13 protein-coding genes are annotated in these 17,269 nt (G+C 41.4%); 11 read left to right on the top strand and 2 right to left on the bottom strand.

The genetic code is table 11. The features are described from left to right. Nucleotides 1-6: 6 nt before the first annotated feature. From QVC79_RS12095 to QVC79_RS12060, 8 genes are all read left to right on the top strand, one after another. Complete coding sequence (locus QVC79_RS12095; RefSeq protein WP_270595020.1) at nucleotides 7-2,343, top strand: Gldg family protein; 2,337 nt, start codon at nucleotides 7-9, stop codon at nucleotides 2,341-2,343. A gap of 76 nt (nucleotides 2,344-2,419) precedes the next feature. Continuing rightward, a complete protein-coding gene (locus QVC79_RS12090) occupies nucleotides 2,420-3,757 on the top strand; it encodes a MutS-related protein (RefSeq protein WP_270595019.1) in 1,338 nt (445 codons plus the stop codon). After that, nucleotides 3,754-5,085 carry a MutS-related protein gene (locus tag QVC79_RS12085; protein ID WP_270595018.1) on the top strand — a complete coding sequence of 444 codons (1,332 nt, stop codon included), beginning with the start codon at nucleotides 3,754-3,756 and terminating at the stop codon, nucleotides 5,083-5,085. The genes QVC79_RS12090 and QVC79_RS12085 overlap by 4 nt, the downstream gene beginning before the upstream one ends. Before the next feature lie 17 nt (nucleotides 5,086-5,102). Next, nucleotides 5,103-6,476: a TolC family protein gene (locus QVC79_RS12080; RefSeq protein ID WP_270595017.1), complete on the top strand. Its 1,374-nt coding sequence runs from the start codon at nucleotides 5,103-5,105 to the stop codon at nucleotides 6,474-6,476. 16 nt (nucleotides 6,477-6,492) lie between these two features. Beyond that, nucleotides 6,493-7,671: an efflux RND transporter periplasmic adaptor subunit gene (locus QVC79_RS12075; RefSeq protein WP_416336085.1), complete on the top strand. Its 1,179-nt coding sequence runs from the start codon at nucleotides 6,493-6,495 to the stop codon at nucleotides 7,669-7,671. A 224-nt stretch (nucleotides 7,672-7,895) separates the two neighbouring features. Beyond that, complete coding sequence (locus QVC79_RS12070) at nucleotides 7,896-8,636, top strand: ABC transporter ATP-binding protein (protein ID WP_270542844.1); 741 nt, start codon at nucleotides 7,896-7,898, stop codon at nucleotides 8,634-8,636. Nucleotides 8,637-8,665: 29 nt separating this feature from the next. Then, nucleotides 8,666-9,886, top strand: coding sequence for an ABC transporter permease (locus QVC79_RS12065; RefSeq protein ID WP_270595015.1), 1,221 nt, complete (start codon nucleotides 8,666-8,668; stop codon nucleotides 9,884-9,886). A gap of 20 nt (nucleotides 9,887-9,906) precedes the next feature. Continuing rightward, on the top strand, nucleotides 9,907-10,284 hold the full coding sequence (locus QVC79_RS12060) for an HsmA family protein (RefSeq protein ID WP_270595013.1): 378 nt from the start codon (nucleotides 9,907-9,909) through the stop codon (nucleotides 10,282-10,284). 152 nt (nucleotides 10,285-10,436) lie between these two features. Here QVC79_RS12060 and QVC79_RS12055 read toward each other — a convergent pair whose 3' ends face one another. Together QVC79_RS12055 and QVC79_RS12050 are read right to left on the bottom strand one after the other, a co-directional pair. Continuing rightward, complete coding sequence (locus QVC79_RS12055; RefSeq protein ID WP_118304889.1) at nucleotides 10,437-11,687, bottom strand: aminotransferase class I/II-fold pyridoxal phosphate-dependent enzyme; 1,251 nt, start codon at nucleotides 11,685-11,687, stop codon at nucleotides 10,437-10,439. A gap of 323 nt (nucleotides 11,688-12,010) precedes the next feature. After that, on the bottom strand, nucleotides 12,011-14,182 hold the full coding sequence (locus tag QVC79_RS12050) for an alpha-galactosidase (protein WP_270595012.1): 2,172 nt from the start codon (nucleotides 14,180-14,182) through the stop codon (nucleotides 12,011-12,013). 242 nt (nucleotides 14,183-14,424) lie between these two features. Here QVC79_RS12050 and QVC79_RS12045 point away from each other — a divergent pair, with 242 nt between their 5' ends. The 3 genes from QVC79_RS12045 to coaBC all read left to right on the top strand — a co-directional run bounded on the left by QVC79_RS12045 (nucleotide 14,425) and on the right by coaBC (nucleotide 16,950). Continuing rightward, nucleotides 14,425-15,234, top strand: coding sequence for an outer membrane protein assembly factor BamD (locus QVC79_RS12045; protein WP_087421734.1), 810 nt, complete (start codon nucleotides 14,425-14,427; stop codon nucleotides 15,232-15,234). Between the two features lie 30 nt (nucleotides 15,235-15,264). Continuing rightward, complete coding sequence (locus tag QVC79_RS12040; protein WP_027203087.1) at nucleotides 15,265-15,618, top strand: DNA-directed RNA polymerase subunit omega; 354 nt, start codon at nucleotides 15,265-15,267, stop codon at nucleotides 15,616-15,618. 132 nt (nucleotides 15,619-15,750) lie between these two features. Then, nucleotides 15,751-16,950 (top strand): bifunctional phosphopantothenoylcysteine decarboxylase/phosphopantothenate--cysteine ligase CoaBC, encoded by a 1,200-nt coding sequence (coaBC, locus tag QVC79_RS12035; protein ID WP_270595011.1) that lies wholly within the window; start codon nucleotides 15,751-15,753, stop codon nucleotides 16,948-16,950. Nucleotides 16,951-17,269 lie beyond the last annotated feature (319 nt).

Below are 17,269 nucleotides of genomic sequence, written 5' to 3'. Positions count from 1 at the left end.
GATCGTATGAAATTAATATATAGAATTGCGAAGGCTGAATTGCAGATGTTGTTTTATTCACCGGTTGCGTGGTTTTTGCTCGTGATATTTGCCGTGCAGACGGGTATGTTCTTCACAGCACAGTACGAGTGGTTCATGAAAGGTAACGAGCTGGGCAACGGGAATACGTTTATGGTTTCCATGAGACTTTTCCCGCAAGGAATTTGGGGAATTGTACAGAATTACCTCTATTATTATATCCCGTTATTGACGATGGGATTGATCAGTAAGGAGTTGAGTAGCGGGTCAATCAAGTTGTTATATTCTTCTCCGGTTCGAAACTCACAGATCATTTTGGGTAAGTTCTTTTCTATGGTGTTATATGCAGCCGTAATGTGCGGAATCTTGTTATTGTACGTTATTTATGCGGAGTGTACGGTGAAGGACTTCGAATTGCCGGTGGTGTTGGTCGGTTTGTTGGGATTGTTCCTGATGACGTGTACGTATGTGGCCGTGGGGATTTTCATGTCCAGTTTGACTTCTTACCAGTTCGTTGCGGCCATTGGAACCTTTATTATTTTGATGTTGCTGAGTATGGTCGGAAGATGGTGGCAAGAGTATGATATTATTCGCGATATTACTTATTGGTTCAGTATCAATGGGCGAGCCTCCACGTTTATCATGGGTATGATTTGCTCTGAGGACTTGTTGTATTTCCCGATCGTGACGGCTTTGTTCTTGTTCTTGACGGTGATTCGTTTGAATGCAGTGCGTCAGAAAGTAAGATGGCAGGTTTCTTTCGGTAGATATATGGCGGTGATTTTGATTGCTTGTACATTAGGATATTTTTCTTCTCGTCCGAAATTGATGGCTTATTATGATGCGTCTTCTACAAAATGGAACACTTTGACCCCGCAAAGTCAGGAGATTGTATCGAAATTGGATGGGGATATGTCGATCACGGCTTATGTGAATGTATTGTCACCCAATTATTCATTGTTCTCATTCCCGCACTTCATTCAATCTAACCGGGAGTTGTTTAAACAGTACGAACGCTTTAAGCCGGAAACGAAATTGAAAGTGGTTTATTACTATGATACAATTACGGAAGGAGATTCACCTGCCTATGCCGAGACTTTTGCCAATAAGTTGAAGAAAGATGGAATGACGTTGTGGGAAGCGGCTAAAAAAGGGTGTGAAATCTATCGTATTGATAGTAATCGTCTGAAAACACCGGAAGAGGTGCGTAAGATGACGGATTTGACCGGAGAGCGTACTTTTGCATGGGAATTGGTGCGGGAAAACGGACGTAGAGCTTGGTTGCGTACATACGATGATCCGATGAATCCTTTCCCTACCGAGGCAGAGATCTCTGCCGCGATGAAACGGATGGTGATGGAATTACCGAAAATCGGTTTTGTGGAAGGATATGGTATGCGTTCTATCCATGATAACAGGAGCCGTGGCTATGGTTTTTTTGCTTATAAGAAAGACTTCCGTCAAGCTTTGATCAATCAGGGATTTGATGTCGTGGAGATTGATTTGGAAAAGGGTATTCCTGAAGATGTAAATATTTTGACCTTAGCGGATATGCGTGAACCGCTTTCCGAGAAAGAGGAACAGGTTTTGGAAGAATATATAGCTAACGGAGGAAACATGTACTTGTTGGGAGAACCGAGAAGACGGGACGTGATGAATCCATTGATGAATAAATTGTTCGGGGTGGAATTAATGAAAGGTACGTTGGTGCAATACCGCTTGGAGTGGTTGCAACCGGACATCTTGTGTAGTTTGATCACTCCCGAAGCGAGAAATTTGAGTTTCTACTATGGATTGGCTTATAGTGTATTATTGCCAACGGCTGCCGGTTTGGAGGTTGTTGCTGATCGTGGGTTTCAGACGGTTCCCGTGTTGAGAAGTGACACCTTGAGTATTGCTAACAAGAAAAATCGTTCCTATGCTGTTTGGAATGAAATAGAATCTTTGGACTATACAGAAGATGAGATGATTCCAAACCCGGAGAAAGGTGAAGTTGTGGGGGATTACTGTACGGCATTGGCTTTGATGCGTAAAGTCGGAGATCGGGAGCAACGGATCATGATCATGGGAGATGCAGACTGTATTTCAAATGGAGAAATTACTGAATCTCGTTCTCAGACCAATTTCGTGATGGACTTGGGAACTTACCATTGGTTATCCAATAATGAAATGCCCGTGGATATAAGGAGAGCGCAACCAACGGATAATCGGGTAGATATCAGGAGAACCGGATTCAACATGATGAACTGGGGTTTCATGGGTGTATTACCTCTGTTGCTGGCTGGTGCCGGGGTGATTTTATGGATTCGTAGAAGATCAAAATAATTTGATGGTTTATGATTGACGTTCCCTATTGGCATAGGGACGTCAGTCGTGGATCTGACTTGTAAATGGTAAAGAGATGAGTTTTAAGATAGATAAACAGACACTGAATGATTTAGCCGTGTTTGGTACGGGTAGAAACCAGTCGGTGTATGAGATTTTCAATCGGATGCATACGCGGGGAGGTGCCCGGCAGTTGGAGGAGATGTTTCAGTTCCCTCTTTCTGAAATGGAGGCGATTGAAAACCGGAGTAAGATTATTGCTTACTATATGAATAGCCGGGTGGCTTTTCCATTCCGAGGTGCGATATTTGATGCAATGGAGTTTTACCTGAATAACACGGACCGTCGAACGCAATTGATGGTACAGGATAACACGCTGGGTAGGAAGATGAAGAATATGATGGGCTCCGATACAGACTATACCTGGATTCATAACGGGATAATGGGATGTTTGGAGATGTTGAACGTGTTGGATGATTTTCTGAGTTCCGGGGCAGAGGCGACAGATCCGAACGTGAAGAAGTCTAATGAAGAGTTGAAGGCATTACTTGCCAATGAAAATTGGAACTGGTTCCGGCAGGAAAAAGGGAAGAAAAAGGTGACTTACGAGCAGGCGGTGACATATGATCGGGTATTCCGATTTGAAGAGCGGGATAAGTTGTTCAAGATGATGTATAATATATATTTGATGGACGTGTATATCACCGTGGGACAGGTTGCCGTAGAACGAGGATTCGTGTTTGCAAAAGTGTTACCTGCAGAAGAAAATGTATTGAAAATGAGAGGTGTTTTCCACCCGTTTTTAAAAAATCCCGTGGGAAACTCGATAGATGTGGATAAGGATAGTAATCTTATATTTCTTACTGGGGCGAACATGGCGGGAAAGTCAACATTTATGAAGTCTTTCACGATTGCTTTGTTCTTGGCTCACGTGGGGTTTCCGGTTCCGGCGAAAGAGATGGAATTTTCTGTGCGCAACGGAATGTTTACAACGATTAATCTACCGGATAATCTGAGTATGGGTTATAGTCATTTTTATGCTGAAGTGTTGAGAGTAAAGAAAGTAGCTCAACAATTGTGTCAGACAAAGAATCTGGTCATCGTGTTTGATGAACTTTTCAGGGGGACGAACGTGAAAGATGCGTATGATGCAACGTTGGCCGTGGCAGAGGCGTTTGCTGAAATTCAGGATTGTTTGTTCATGGTTTCGACACATATCATAGAGGTGGGGCAGGCTTTGAAAGAGCGTTGTAAAAATATCCGTTTTGTCTATTTACCTACAAAGATGGAGGGCAGCACTCCTGTTTATACTTATCAGTTGACGGAAGGTATCACGAATGATAGACATGGAATGATTATTATTAATAACGAGAGAATTATAGAAATTATCAATGGAGAAGGAGGTACACGATGAGTTTCGAGACAGATAAACAGACCTTGGAGGACTTGAATATTCTTGGTAAGTTTAAGAATAATTCAATTTACAGTATCTTTTCCGGAATGGTGACTCGTGGAGGAGAACGTTTATTGGAAAAAATGTTCTTGAATCCATTGACGAATGCCGAAGAAATCAATCAACGCACACGGGTTTTTCGGTACTTTAAAGAACATGATGTTGCATTCCCCGGAGACACGAAAGAGTGCGACGTGGTGGAACAGTATTTGGCGGGAGCAAGCGGAAAACATTGGGTGTTCAATTTGGCTCTTTTGTTCAGAGCAAAGATGTTGGAATTGATTGGTAATAATACAGTTATCAATCAATGGCATGAACAAGTTATTACCACGGTGTTTTTCTTGCAAAAGGCCAAACGTTATTTAGATGAAGTCGGTAAGACGATTGCCGGGAATCCGATGGAAGAGGGCATCAAGAAAGGAGAGGCTTTGTTACAGAATAAAACATTAGCTTGTGTGCTGAATTTCCAAGGTAAAAACTTAAGCTTGACAGAGATGTTCAAGTTTGACAAGCTTTTGCGTTGTGACATGAATAAACAATTTGCCGAATTGGTAAAATTGTTTCATGAAATAGATGTGAATACTGTGGTGGGACGGGTGGCCCGGGAACGAGATTTCAGTTTTCCTGTGGCCTTGACGGATGATGAAATGTCAATAGGAATTAAAGGACTATTTCATCCGGCTCTTCCCGGTGCAGTTTCGAATGATTTGGAAATCACGAAGAGTAAAAATATCTTTTTCTTGACAGGGGCGAATATGGCAGGAAAGTCCACGCTGATGAAATCTTTCGGTATTGCCGTTTACATGGCACACATGGGATTCCCTGTGGCTGCGAAAAGTATGACGTTTTCCATTCAAGACGGGTTATATACCTCAATCAACGTACCTGATAATATTAACATGGGATACAGTCACTTTTACGCTGAAGTGCTTCGGGTGAAGAAAGTGGCGGAAGAGGTCAGTTTGTCAAAACGCTTGGTGGTGATCTTTGACGAGTTATTTAAAGGAACAAACGTGAAGGATGCTTTTGATGCTACTTTGGCGGTAACAAAAGCGTTGGCAAATAGAAAAGCTTGTTCATTTATGATTTCGACACATATTATTGAAGTGGGGCAGGAATTGGGAAAAGCATATGATAATGTGACATTTGCGTACCTTCCTACCGTGATGAGAGATAAGGTGCCGACTTACACGTATAAATTGGAAAATGGAATCACGAGTGATAAGCACGGTATGATCATTATTAATAATGAACATATTGTAGATATTATTCGCTCAAGGACAATATAGACTTCAAAGATTGAATTATGAGATGTTTAGGTGATATTAGTTCACGTTTTAGAAGCGTGAATAAGGGATTTATAGTGTTTTTCGGAAGTGTATGTATCTTTTTTTCCGGAGTTCATGACGGGGTTGCTCAAGAGAAAAAAGAAGGTTGGTCTCTGCGTGCTTGTATCGAACATGCCCGGGAGCATAACCTTCAGGTGGGATACGCCCGAGTGGCATTGGAAAATACGTCTGTTGAATTATCCCGGGGGAAGGCACAACGTTTACCCTCGTTGAGTTTTTCCAGTACTCAAGGGTGGGCACATCAGAAAAAGACAGGAACAAACGGGGATTTGAAATCATCGAGTGCTTACACGGGTAGCTATTCTTTAAATGGTAATCTTTCGATTTACGAGGGAAGAAAGCTTTCCCGTTCCATTCTGCAACAAGAGTTAACGGAGAAGGCCATGAAACTGAACGTGCTTGTGGCGCAGAATGATATAGAGATAGCTGTAACAGAGGCGTACTTGCAAATTTTGTATGCCAATGAAACGTTAAAGACGGATCGACAGACATTAGAGAGCTCGGAAGTACAATTAGCCCGTTCTAGGGAGTTGTGCCAAGCGGGTTCTATCAGTCAAAGTGATTTGGCTCAGATGGAATCTCAGTATAGTAGCGATCAGTACCGGGTGATACAATCCGAAAATAATTTGGCTTTTTCTAAATTGCAATTGAAACAACTTTTGGAGTTGGAACCGGAAGAAGATTTTGAAGTGATGTTTCCGGAGCTGGATGAAAAGAGCGTGTTGGTTACTATTCCTAGATTGGAAGATGTTTATCGGGAAGCATTGTTGGTAATGCCGGAGATGAAAAGTAGACAAATAAGCGTGGAAGCATCTGTCTTAGGAGAGAAGATTGCCAAGGCTGGATATTTACCGATGGTTGCGCTCTCGGCTTCCGTTTCTACAAATCACGATTCCAAGAGTTCCGGTTCTTATTTTTCCCAGATGGATGATCGGTTGGTGGAAAACGTAGGGGTTAATATCAGTATCCCGATCTGGAACCGGAAACAAGCCCGTTTGAATGTGTCAAAAGCAAAATTGCAAACGGAGCAAGTCCGGTTAGATGAACAAAATACCCGAAAAGATTTGTTGCAGACGGTTGAATCTTTGCATCAGGATGTTGTTGCCGCTCAAAGTCGGTATTCTGCAGCCATACAGCGAGTGAAATCTGCTTACGAGAGTTATCGACAAGTACAAGAAAAATTTGATGCCGGAATGAAGAATGCTGTGGAGCTACTGGTCGAAAAGAATAATTATCTATCGGCTTTACAAGAACGGATTCAAGCTAAGTATCAGGCAGTGCTTACATATAAGCTGTTGAATTTTTATAGAAATGAATCGATTAATATCTAATGTTTGATAAAAGAGATTGAAAATGAAAAAGATTGCTATTTTAATAATCGTTGTCGTGGGAGCTATTTTCTTGTTTTTTTCTTTTCGCACGGAAGAAAAAGCGAAGATAGATTACGAGGTGTTTAAAGTGAGGAGAGGTAATATCCGTAACACGATAACAGCTACCGGTACGATAGAGCCTATTACGCAGGTGGAAGTGGGAACGCAGGTATCCGGTACGATAGCTCGCATTCTCGTGGACTATAATTCAGAGGTGAAGAAGGGACAACTTATTGCAGAATTGGATAAGACCGTGTTGGAGTCAGAATATGAAGCGCAACAGTCAACGCTTTATGCCAATCAAAACGAGTTTGACTATCAGAAAAAGAATTACGAACGTGTGTCTGGTTTGTATGCTAAAAAATTAGTGAGTGATTCTGAGTTTGAGACTGCCGAATATCAATATGAGAATGCTCGTAGGGCTTTGGACAGATCACGTTCTGATTTGATCAAAGCGAAAACAAATTTGAATTATTGTATGATTTATTCTCCGATTGACGGGGTGGTTATTTCTCGGGCAGTAGATGAGGGTCAGACGGTTGCCGCAATGTTTAATACTCCGAAGTTATTCGTGATTGCAAATGATTTGCGGAAGATGAGAGTGATTGCAGACGTGGACGAGGCCGATATAGGTCAGGTACAGGAAGGACAAAAAGTGATATTTACCGTGGATGCTTTCCCGGATGAGCATTTTGAAGGATCGGTGACTCAAGTGCGTTTAGAACCTATCGTGACTTCAAACGTGGTTACTTACGAGGTGGTTATCGATGCTCCGAATCCGGATTTAAAACTGAAACCCGGATTAACGGCTAGTATTACCGTATTGATACATGAGAAGAAGAATGTGTTGGTAATGCCTTTACGTGCCCTACGTTTCCAACCGGAGAATGAAGATGGAATGCCCATGATGGCCGAAGAGGTAAAAACGCAAACAGGTAAATTAGTTTGGTTACAAACGCTTGAAGGATTGAAGTCTAAAGAGGTGCGTACTGGAATTTCTGATGGTATTTATACGGAAGTGTTGGAGGGAGTTCAAGAAGGAGAAAGCGTGGTGACCGGAATACGTTTACCAGAAAAGGCTGCCAACGTGAAGAAAACGAAACCGGGGGGAAATCCTTTGATGCCTAATATGACCGGGGCACGGCCACAGCATTAAAGTAATGACTAATTGGAGAGGAACTGTTCCAAAAGTCATTTTATTTCCAAAATTCCTCCATCACTTCGTGTCATCTCCTTTATAAATAGAGGAGGAACTGGTGACTCTTCCTGAAGGCATGGAGTATTTCAATTTTCCCTCTGTTTATAGAGGAAGTACCCCGAAGGGGGGAGGGAGTTTGAAGAATGACTTTTTGGACAGCTCTACCTAAATGAAACGGATAAATGAAAGATATTATAAAAATAGAAAATCTCTGTCGGGATTTTGTGGTAGGTTCGGAAACGGTACATGCTTTAAGAGATGTCTCTTTTGCCATTCAGCCGGGAGAGTTCGTGACGATTATGGGAACGAGTGGTTCCGGTAAGTCGACCTTGTTGAATGTGTTAGGGTGTTTGGACATACCGACATCCGGGGAGTATTATTTGGATGGGATGTCGGTTCGAAATATGGGAAAGAATGAACGGGCTTCTTTTCGAAATTTAAAGATAGGCTTTATTTTTCAGTCCTATAATCTGTTACCCAAAACAACGGCATTGGAAAACGTGGAATTACCTTTATTGTATAATCCTTCTTATTCGAAACGAGCGAGAAGGGAGAGGGCTTTGGATGCGTTGAAGGCGGTTGGGTTGGAAAACAGGATTCACCATCGTTCCAATCAAATGTCAGGAGGTCAACAACAACGGGTGGCCATTGCTCGTGCCATGGTGAATGATCCCGTTATTTTGCTGGCTGATGAGGCGACCGGTAATTTGGATACCCGTACTTCATACGAGATTTTGGCCTTATTTCAACGTTTACATGCAGAGGGAAGGACAATTATTTTTGTTACTCACAACCCGGAGATCGCAGAATTTAGTAGCCGTAATATATTACTGCGGGACGGGCAGATTATCGAAGATAAGGTAAATCTACAGATCGGTTCGGCACAACAGGCATTGGAGGCGTTACCGAAAGAGAACGATTAGACAATTGAAAATCAATTAATTTTTGATTTATGAATTACGGAAATTTGATAATTATAGCCCTTCGGGCATTAAGTAATAATAAATTACGCGGATTCCTGACGATGTTGGGAATTATCATCGGAGTGAGTTCGGTGATCTCGATGCTGGCCATCGGTGAAGGCTCCAAGCGTAGTATTGAGAAACAGATAGAGGAGCTTGGGGCTAATATGATCGTGGTCAACCCGACCAACGCGATGGTGGGAGGTATCCGGCAAAATGGAGTGATCGTGCAGACTTTAGAGTTGAAAGATTATCAAGCCATCATGTCGGAAGTTCCCTACTTGGAAAGTTGCTCCCCTTACGTGACCAAATCGGGACAGGCTATTTATGGACCTAATAATACTCCTACTTCTATTTATGGGATTAACGAAGATTATATGGAAATTCGTCGTTTATCTGTTGCCAAAGGAGAAATGTTTAGTGATCAGGATATGAAAATGGCGGCCAAGGTGTGTGTGGTAGGGCAGACTATCGTGGATAATTTGTTCAAGAATGGGGAGGATCCTCTTGGGCAGGTTATTCGTTTTGATAAAGTGCCGTTCCGTATTGTCGGGGTATTGGCTCCTAAAGGGTACAACTCTATGGGACGAGATCAAGATGATATTATAGTGGCTCCTTTCACGACGATACAAAAAAGATTGTTAGCAATTCCTTACATGCACGGGATATATGTTTCCGTTGCGGATAAAAAGTACACGAATAAAGTGATCCGGGAGATAACCGGAGTATTGAGACAAACGCATGGTATATCCGGAACGCAGGAGGAGGACTTTACGGTTCGTTCTTTGGAAGAAATGAGTTCGGTGTTGACGATGGCAACGAAAGTTTTGACTATACTTTTGGCTTGTATCGGGGGGATTTCTCTATTGGTTGGGGGTATCGGGATCATGAATATCATGTATGTTTCCGTGACGGAACGTACGCGGGAGATCGGTTTGCGAATGTCCATCGGGGCCAAGGGGAGACATATATTGTTCCAATTTTTGATCGAATCAATCATCATCAGTGTTTCCGGTGGAATTATAGGTGTGGCCTTGGGAGTCGGGGCGGCATTAGCACTGCGTTCGCTTTTGGGATGGCCGGTATCTGTTTTATTGTATTCCGTCATCATTTCATTCTTGGTTTGTACGTTTACCGGGATATTCTTCGGTTGGTATCCAGCCCGCAAAGCTTCCCGGTTAAACCCGATAGATGCTATTCGTTACGAGTAATAATTTAAGATTTTGAAGATATGTTTTTTTTAGGAGCAGCAATAACAAGTATCACGTTAGCCCTTGTTTTTTACACGATAGGGACTTGGGCTGAGAAGGTACAGGGCAGGCTGAAATTGTGGCACATCGTGTTTTTTCTTTTGGGTTTGGTTGCCGATTCTTTGGGGACGGCGATTATGTCCGATATTGCAGGACAAAAAGGAGATGTAGATCCTTTACATGGGATAACCGGAATACTTGCGATTGTTTTGATGGCAATTCATGCGGTTTGGGCCATAGTAACTTACCGGAAAGGGAATGAGAAGGCGATGCGTAATTTTAGCAAATTCAGTGTGATTGTCTGGGCCTTTTGGCTCATTCCATACGGATTGGGTCTTGTTTTAGGTATGTCTCATTAGATTAGCTTTTCCATAAATCATCTTGATTGAACACAAGCAAGATGGACCTATCTGTTTCGGCAGGTAGGTTTTTTATTTGTTATTAGGGCTTTAGGGTACTAAAAAAGAGGGAAATTTCCCTCTTTTTTACTTGTATTTATGTAACGCTTCAATTATAGAGCGTTTGCATCAACAACTACGTCTTTGTTGTATTCTCCGTTAGCTAACTTTTGGGCAACATTCTTGAATGCTTTTACCGTGTATTCCACGTCTTCCAAGGTGTGCATAGCCGTCGGGATCAAGCGGAGTAATAATTGGCCTTTCGGGATAACCGGATAAACCACGATAGAACAGAACAAGTTATAGTTCTCTCTTAAATCCATGGCAACCTGTGTTCCTTCGGCCACACTACCGGACAAATAGACAGGAGTAACCGGAGAATTGGTTCTTCCGATATTCAATCCGTCAGCCTTCAATCCGGCTTGGAGAGCTCTTACGATCGTCCATAATTTTTCACGCAATTCCGGTTTGGTTCTCAATAGTTCCAAGCGTTTGATCGCACCTTCAACCATAGGCATCGGGAGTGATTTTGCGAAGGTCTGAGAACGCATGTTATATCTCAAATACATACAAATATCTTCATCACAAGCGATGAATGCACCGATACCTGCCATTGCTTTAGCAAAAGTTGCAAAGTAAAGGTCGATACCGTCCATTACACCGAAATGATCTCCTGTTCCGGCTCCGTGGGGTCCCATGGTTCCGAATCCGTGAGCGTCATCCACGAGTAAACGGAAATTGAAGTCTTTCTTTAAAGCTACAATCTCGTCCAATTTACCAAGGTCACCTGCCATACCGAATAAACCTTCCGTAATCACCAAGATGCCACCACCGGTGTTTTCCACCCATTTGGTTGCTCTTTCCAGTTGTTTACGCAAGCTTTCCATGTCATTATGCTGGTACACATATCTTTTTGCCGGAGACAAACGAAGACCGTCCATGATACAAGCATGGTCTTCAGCATCGTACACGATACAATCGTGACGGCTGGTCATGGCATCAATGATAGAAACCATTCCCTGGTAACCGAAGTTTAATAAGAAAGCGTCCGGTTTTCCCACAAATTCTGCCAATTGAGATTCCAAGTACTCGTGACGAGAAGTTTGCCCACTCATCATACGCGCCCCCATTGGGTAAGCCATACCGTATTTTGCAGCAGCCTCGGCGTCAGCTTTACGTACTTCCGGGTCGTTTGCAAGACCGATATAATTATTTAAACTCCAGTTTAAAACTTCCTTACCGCGGAATTTCATGCGGGGACCAATTTCGCCCTCTAATTTCGGGAAAGAGAAATAGCCATGAGCTTGTTTGGCATATTGACCAATGTTTCCCTTCTGTTGTCTTACTCTTTCAAAAATGTCCACTTCGATAAATATTTTGAAATTCTTAATCTTATTATTTACAATGTGGAAACAAAGGTAACTAAAAAAATGTATTCCAAATAAGTTCTTTTGAAAAGTTGCGGTCAGGAAGGAAGAAATACGTTTAAATACTTAGTCCCTATTTTTATTCATGCAATGTTTGGTACACTCTCGTTAGGTTTCTCTCTACTTAAGGCCTTGTTTTGGGCCAAACTCACCCCCTTTTTGAACAAGCATTTTACGAGGGGCGCTCGCTAGTGGCACGGAGAAAGCAGGGAGAAAACCTAGCCGAATGGTTAATCAACAGCATAGTACGAACGGATATGTTATAATGCTGTTATTTCTAAAATCCTGCTGTGCGTTTTATTCGTGGTAAACACTTCTATCCCTACTTTCATCAAGTAATCACCGGAATACGTTTTACCTTGTGCTTTCAATGAAGACCGACGTCTCGGCATGAGATTGATTTCTTCAATTTTATAGTTTTTGGTCGGATCAAGTCCTTGTAGTTTGACTGGAATAAGGCTTTCTCCGAATCGGGGATACAAGTCGTAGGCATACAGAATGGCTTGCTGTTGATCTTTCCCAACATACATTACTGCAGCATGGTTGGTCTTGTAAGGAGAAACCAAGCGATAAAGATCCCCTTGTAAAATAATAGGGGATAGGCGTTTAAAGTTTTTTACGGCTTCCTGACAAAAGGTTTGTTCATCCGGTGTTAGGTTTGAAATGCTAATGTCAAATCCCAATTTGCACATCATGGCAACGTCTGTACGGAATTTGATGGATTGTTTACCCCAACTGGTTACATGGGCACAAAGAACTTGTGATGGGAATATTTGCGAGAATCCCCATTGGATAAAGATTCGTTCCACGGGTTCCGTGTCATCACTTGGCCAGAATTCCGTGAAATATTTTAGAGCCTCGTAATCGCAACGCCCGCCACCGCCGGCACAAAGCATCATGGATAGGTCTGGATATTTTTCTTTTATTCGTTCCCAAACGGTATACACTCCTCGTGCATGGTCTATGTATAATTGGGATTGTTTGTTCTTTAGATACGGGGAGTAGATGTTGGTAATAGGACTATTGCAGTCCCATTTGAAAAAAGCAATTCCCGGGTGTCGGGTCATTAAATGATCGACGATATTATATACGTAATCTTGTACTTTGGGATTGCTCATATCTAGCACTAGTTGGTTACGATAATAGTAAGGTTTCCGGTTGGATTGGTGTATCGCCCATTCTGGGTGTTTCTTGAAGAGGTCGCTTTTGGGATTGATCATTTCTGGTTCAATCCAGATTCCGAATTTAATACCGCTCTTTTCGGCCCCGTCAATTAGGGGGGCAATGCCGTTAGGTAATTTACGGGTCATGGGTTCCCAATCTCCTAAGCCAGCACGGTCGTTATTCCGAGGATGATTGTTCCCGAACCAGCCGTCATCTAATAAAAACATATCAACTCCAAGATGTTGAGCTTCTTTTATCAGGTTAAGTAATATTTTTTCATCGAAGTTAAAACCGGTATTTTCCCAATTATTTAATAGCGTGAGACGTTCTCCCAGTCCGTTTTTCACTTGATAACGACGGGCCCAATCGTGTAATTGGCGACTGGCACGGCCGACTCCATTTTCACTAAGGGTAAAAATGAATTCGGGTGTTTTGAATATTTTGCCCGGCAGAAGTTCATAATGCGACGCATAAGGATTTATACTAGGGACTACACGTAGATTTCCGATATTGTCGACTTCAAAGGTAAACCGGAAATTTCCGGTCCATCCGATGGTTCCTACTAAAACTAATCCTTCATTTTCTGTAACTGGTTGTCCTATACCTAGTTGAAAGAAAGGCTGGGTATGCATGGCGGATCGGCTTCCCAATTTGGTGTCAAGAATTTTTTTTCCAAACTGTAATTCTTGAGAGGTCATGTTAACCTCATTAGCCCAATCTCCACTGAATTCTGTTAAAAAGTAGTGGAGATTTTGAAAATACAACATGGTTGATGCATACCGGAATAAGGTTATTGATTTTTTTTCTTGATGGCTTATTTCTGACCATGATTTTATGACATTTTCTTTGGCAAAAGCCATATAGTGTAGTTTTACTTCGATTGGGTAGACTTCATCTTGCAATACAATGATCGTTTCTGTCGTGTTACTATCTATTTGGTGAATCTCCTGTGATATGTATTTTAGCAAAGTAGTCATGTTCCCATCGCTATGAGTAATGCCTAACGCTGGTTCAAAATAATCTTCCATCCCGGACCCCGGGTATGCTTCCCATTTGCAGGCAGATATGGTCTCGTCATTTAAAAAGTGATTTATATCGGTTTCATTAATAAGTCGGGGGCCCAAGTATGACTGGTACAGACGCCCGTTTGTTCCTATTTGAAGAATTAAATCCGTGGAAGCAGTGGAAATCCGAATAATCCGCCTGTCTAGAGCTTGTAGTTGGAGCGTAATTAGACATAATAGGAATATAATTAATTGTTTTTTCATGCAAAATGATTTAAATGTTAATTGAATGACCATTACTAGGCTTTTGATGATCATTATTCAACAAATATATGACATAAATTACTTGAATGAAAATTTTAGAATGTTTTATAAATAAAAATTATTTTCTCTTCACTGGTTTGAGAGGGAATTCATGATTTGAATCCATATTCAGAATTTTCATTCATTATCTTTGTAATTTGATATTTATAATTTATCTTTGCGTGATGCAAAAAAGGCACTTTATGATGAAGAATTTTATAGGATTTCTGCTTGTGATAATTTTGATGAGTTCATGTAGTGAGTATCAGAAACTCTTGAAAAGTGGTGATTCTCAGGCCATGTATAAGAAAGCGGTGGAGTATTATAATAATGGAGATTACACGAAAGCTTCCAATTTGTTTGATGGGATTCGGATGGTTTTCCAGGGAACATCCAAGGCTCAGAGTGTGGCTTATTACCGGGCTTTCTGTAGTTATAACCAAAAAGATTACGAAGTTGCGGCAGAATTGTTCAAGCAGTTTGTTTCAATATATCCAGAAAGTTCCTACGTGGAAGAATGTTTATACATGATCGGGTATTGTAATTTCTTGGCTTCTCCGAAAGCGAGATTGGATCAGACCGTGACAGAGAAAGCAATGGAAAGTTTTCAACTTTATTTGAGCCGTTACCCGAACAGTTCTCGTAAAGAACAAATTCATGAATACATGGATGAGATGAGGGACAAGTTGTCTTACAAGGATTACTTGAGCGCAAGAAATTACTATTTGAGAGAAAAATATAAATCAGCCGTGGTGAGTCTTGAGAATTGTTTAAAGGATTACCCGGGATCTAAATATCGGGAAGAAATCATGTATATGTTGTTCAATTCCAAGTACGAGATGGCTGTAAATAGTGTTGAAGATAAACAATACGAACGTTATAATGCGGCTAAAGAGGAGTATTATTATTTCCTTGATGAATACCCGGAAAGTCGTTATGCCAAGGAAATGGCTCGAAAATATGAAATTATCAACGAGTTCTTGAAACCGTATGATGTTGATGAAGAAGAATAACCAGATAAAACAATAATATTCAAATTAACCATGGTAGATTTTAAGAAAGTTAAAGCGCCGAATAATACTATTACCCGGAATCCGGCATCATTGGCCAGTAAAGCGGATAACATCTACGAGGCAGTAGCCGTGATCGGTAAAAGGGCTAATCAGATTTCGGTTGAAATGAAAGAGGAGTTAAGTAGGAAACTTCAAGAGTTTGCCTCTTATGCGGATAATTTGGAAGAGATATTTGAAAATCGGGAACAGATCGAGATTTCCAAGTATTACGAGCGTTTGCCGAAACCCGTGTTGATTGCTACCCAGGAATTTGAGGACGGGGATATTTATTTCCGTGTTTCCTCGAAAGAGAAAGGTGATGCAAATAATGCAGACGAGGAATAGTCCCTGTCTTTAAGGAAAAGAATATACCTGAGAGTGCTATACTTTCAGGTTTTTTGTTTTAAATTTGCCAAGCAAGTTCTCTTTCCTTGATATTTGAGTTCGAGGAGCGTGAATTTATAACGTTATAAATAAGTGATGTTAAAAGGAAAACATATTATATTGGGAGTGACAGGCAGTATTGCCGCATACAAGGCCGCAACATTAACTCGTCTGCTTGTGAAAGAAGGGGCGAGCGTGAAAGTGGTTATGACCCCTTTGGCAAAGGAATTTATTACCCCCTTGACGATGGCAACTCTTTCCAAGAGTCCGATTATGGTTGATTTTTATAATCCGGAAAATGGAGATTGGAACTCACATGTCGATCTGGGATTGTGGGCTGATTTGTATTTGATTGCTCCGGCCTCAGCGAACACGATCGGAAAGATGGCGGGAGGTATTGCAGATAATCTATTGTTGACAACTTATTTGTCTGCCAAGTGTCCGGTGATGGTGGCTCCGGCAATGGATTTGGATATGTATAAACATCCGGCAACGCAACGAAATTTGAAGGTGTTGCAATCTTTTGGTAATATTATTATCGAACCGGAAAGTGGGGAGCTGGCTAGTGGCTTGATTGGGAAAGGACGGATGGAAGAACCGGAAAAGATTGTTTCCTTTATCACGGATTATTTTGCCCGACAAGCAGATTTTAAAGGTAAGAAGGTGGTAGTAACAGCGGGACCTACTTATGAAAAAATAGATCCCGTACGTTTCATCGGGAATTATTCATCCGGGAAAATGGGCTTGGCTATTGCGGAGGAACTTGCTGGACGGGGAGCAGAAGTAGTGCTTGTGTGTGGTCCTGTAAACTTGAAAACGTGTCATCCGGCGATTCGTCGGGTAGATGTGGAGTCTGCAGCTCAGATGTACGAAGTAACGTCAAAAGAGTTTGTCAACAGTGATGTTGCGGTTTTGAGTGCTGCTGTGGCTGATTTTACCCCGAAGGAAAAAGCCGATTACAAAATTAAACGGGGTAAGGATGATCTGTTGCTGGAATTACTGCCGACAAAAGATATTGCTGCTGAATTAGGAAGAATAAAAACTGCGTCGCAATTATTAATCGGGTTTGCCTTGGAAACGAATGATGAAGAGATAAATGCTCTTTCTAAGATGCAGCGAAAGAATTTGGATATGATCGTCTTGAATAGTTTGAATGATAAGGGAGCGGGCTTTAGCGTAGATACGAATAAGGTGACAATTCTGGATAAAGCGGGAGATAAGACTGTCTATGAGTTGAAAACAAAGGTGGAGGTTGCTAAAGATATAGTCGACCAGATCGCTTCCCGGTTGTAGTTTATATATGGAATTTTTGGGGTGAATTTTTTTTCTTGTAACTGGTTCGTTTGCAGGAATTCTTGTTTTCGTGCGAACTATTTTGGAAAATAAATTGGAAAATCGTTTTGTTCGGATGGAAATTATGCATAATTTTGTATTCCGATATGAAGATAGAACATCAAAATATTCGGCGAAGATTGTTTTTATGCCTGCAGTTTAGGCAGAGACATAATCGTTGTTTTAACAAGATACAGAAAACCAACATTGTCGTTAGTTGACATTGTTGGTTTTTTTTTATATGGGAGAGTATGAACGAACATAAACATTTTTAATATAT

This window comes from Butyricimonas sp. (assembly GCF_019423355.1).
Classification (GTDB): domain Bacteria; phylum Bacteroidota; class Bacteroidia; order Bacteroidales; family Marinifilaceae; genus Butyricimonas; species Butyricimonas faecihominis.
The sequence above is the reverse complement of the archived record's forward strand: the minus strand, read 5'-3'. Positions and strand labels throughout refer to the sequence as shown.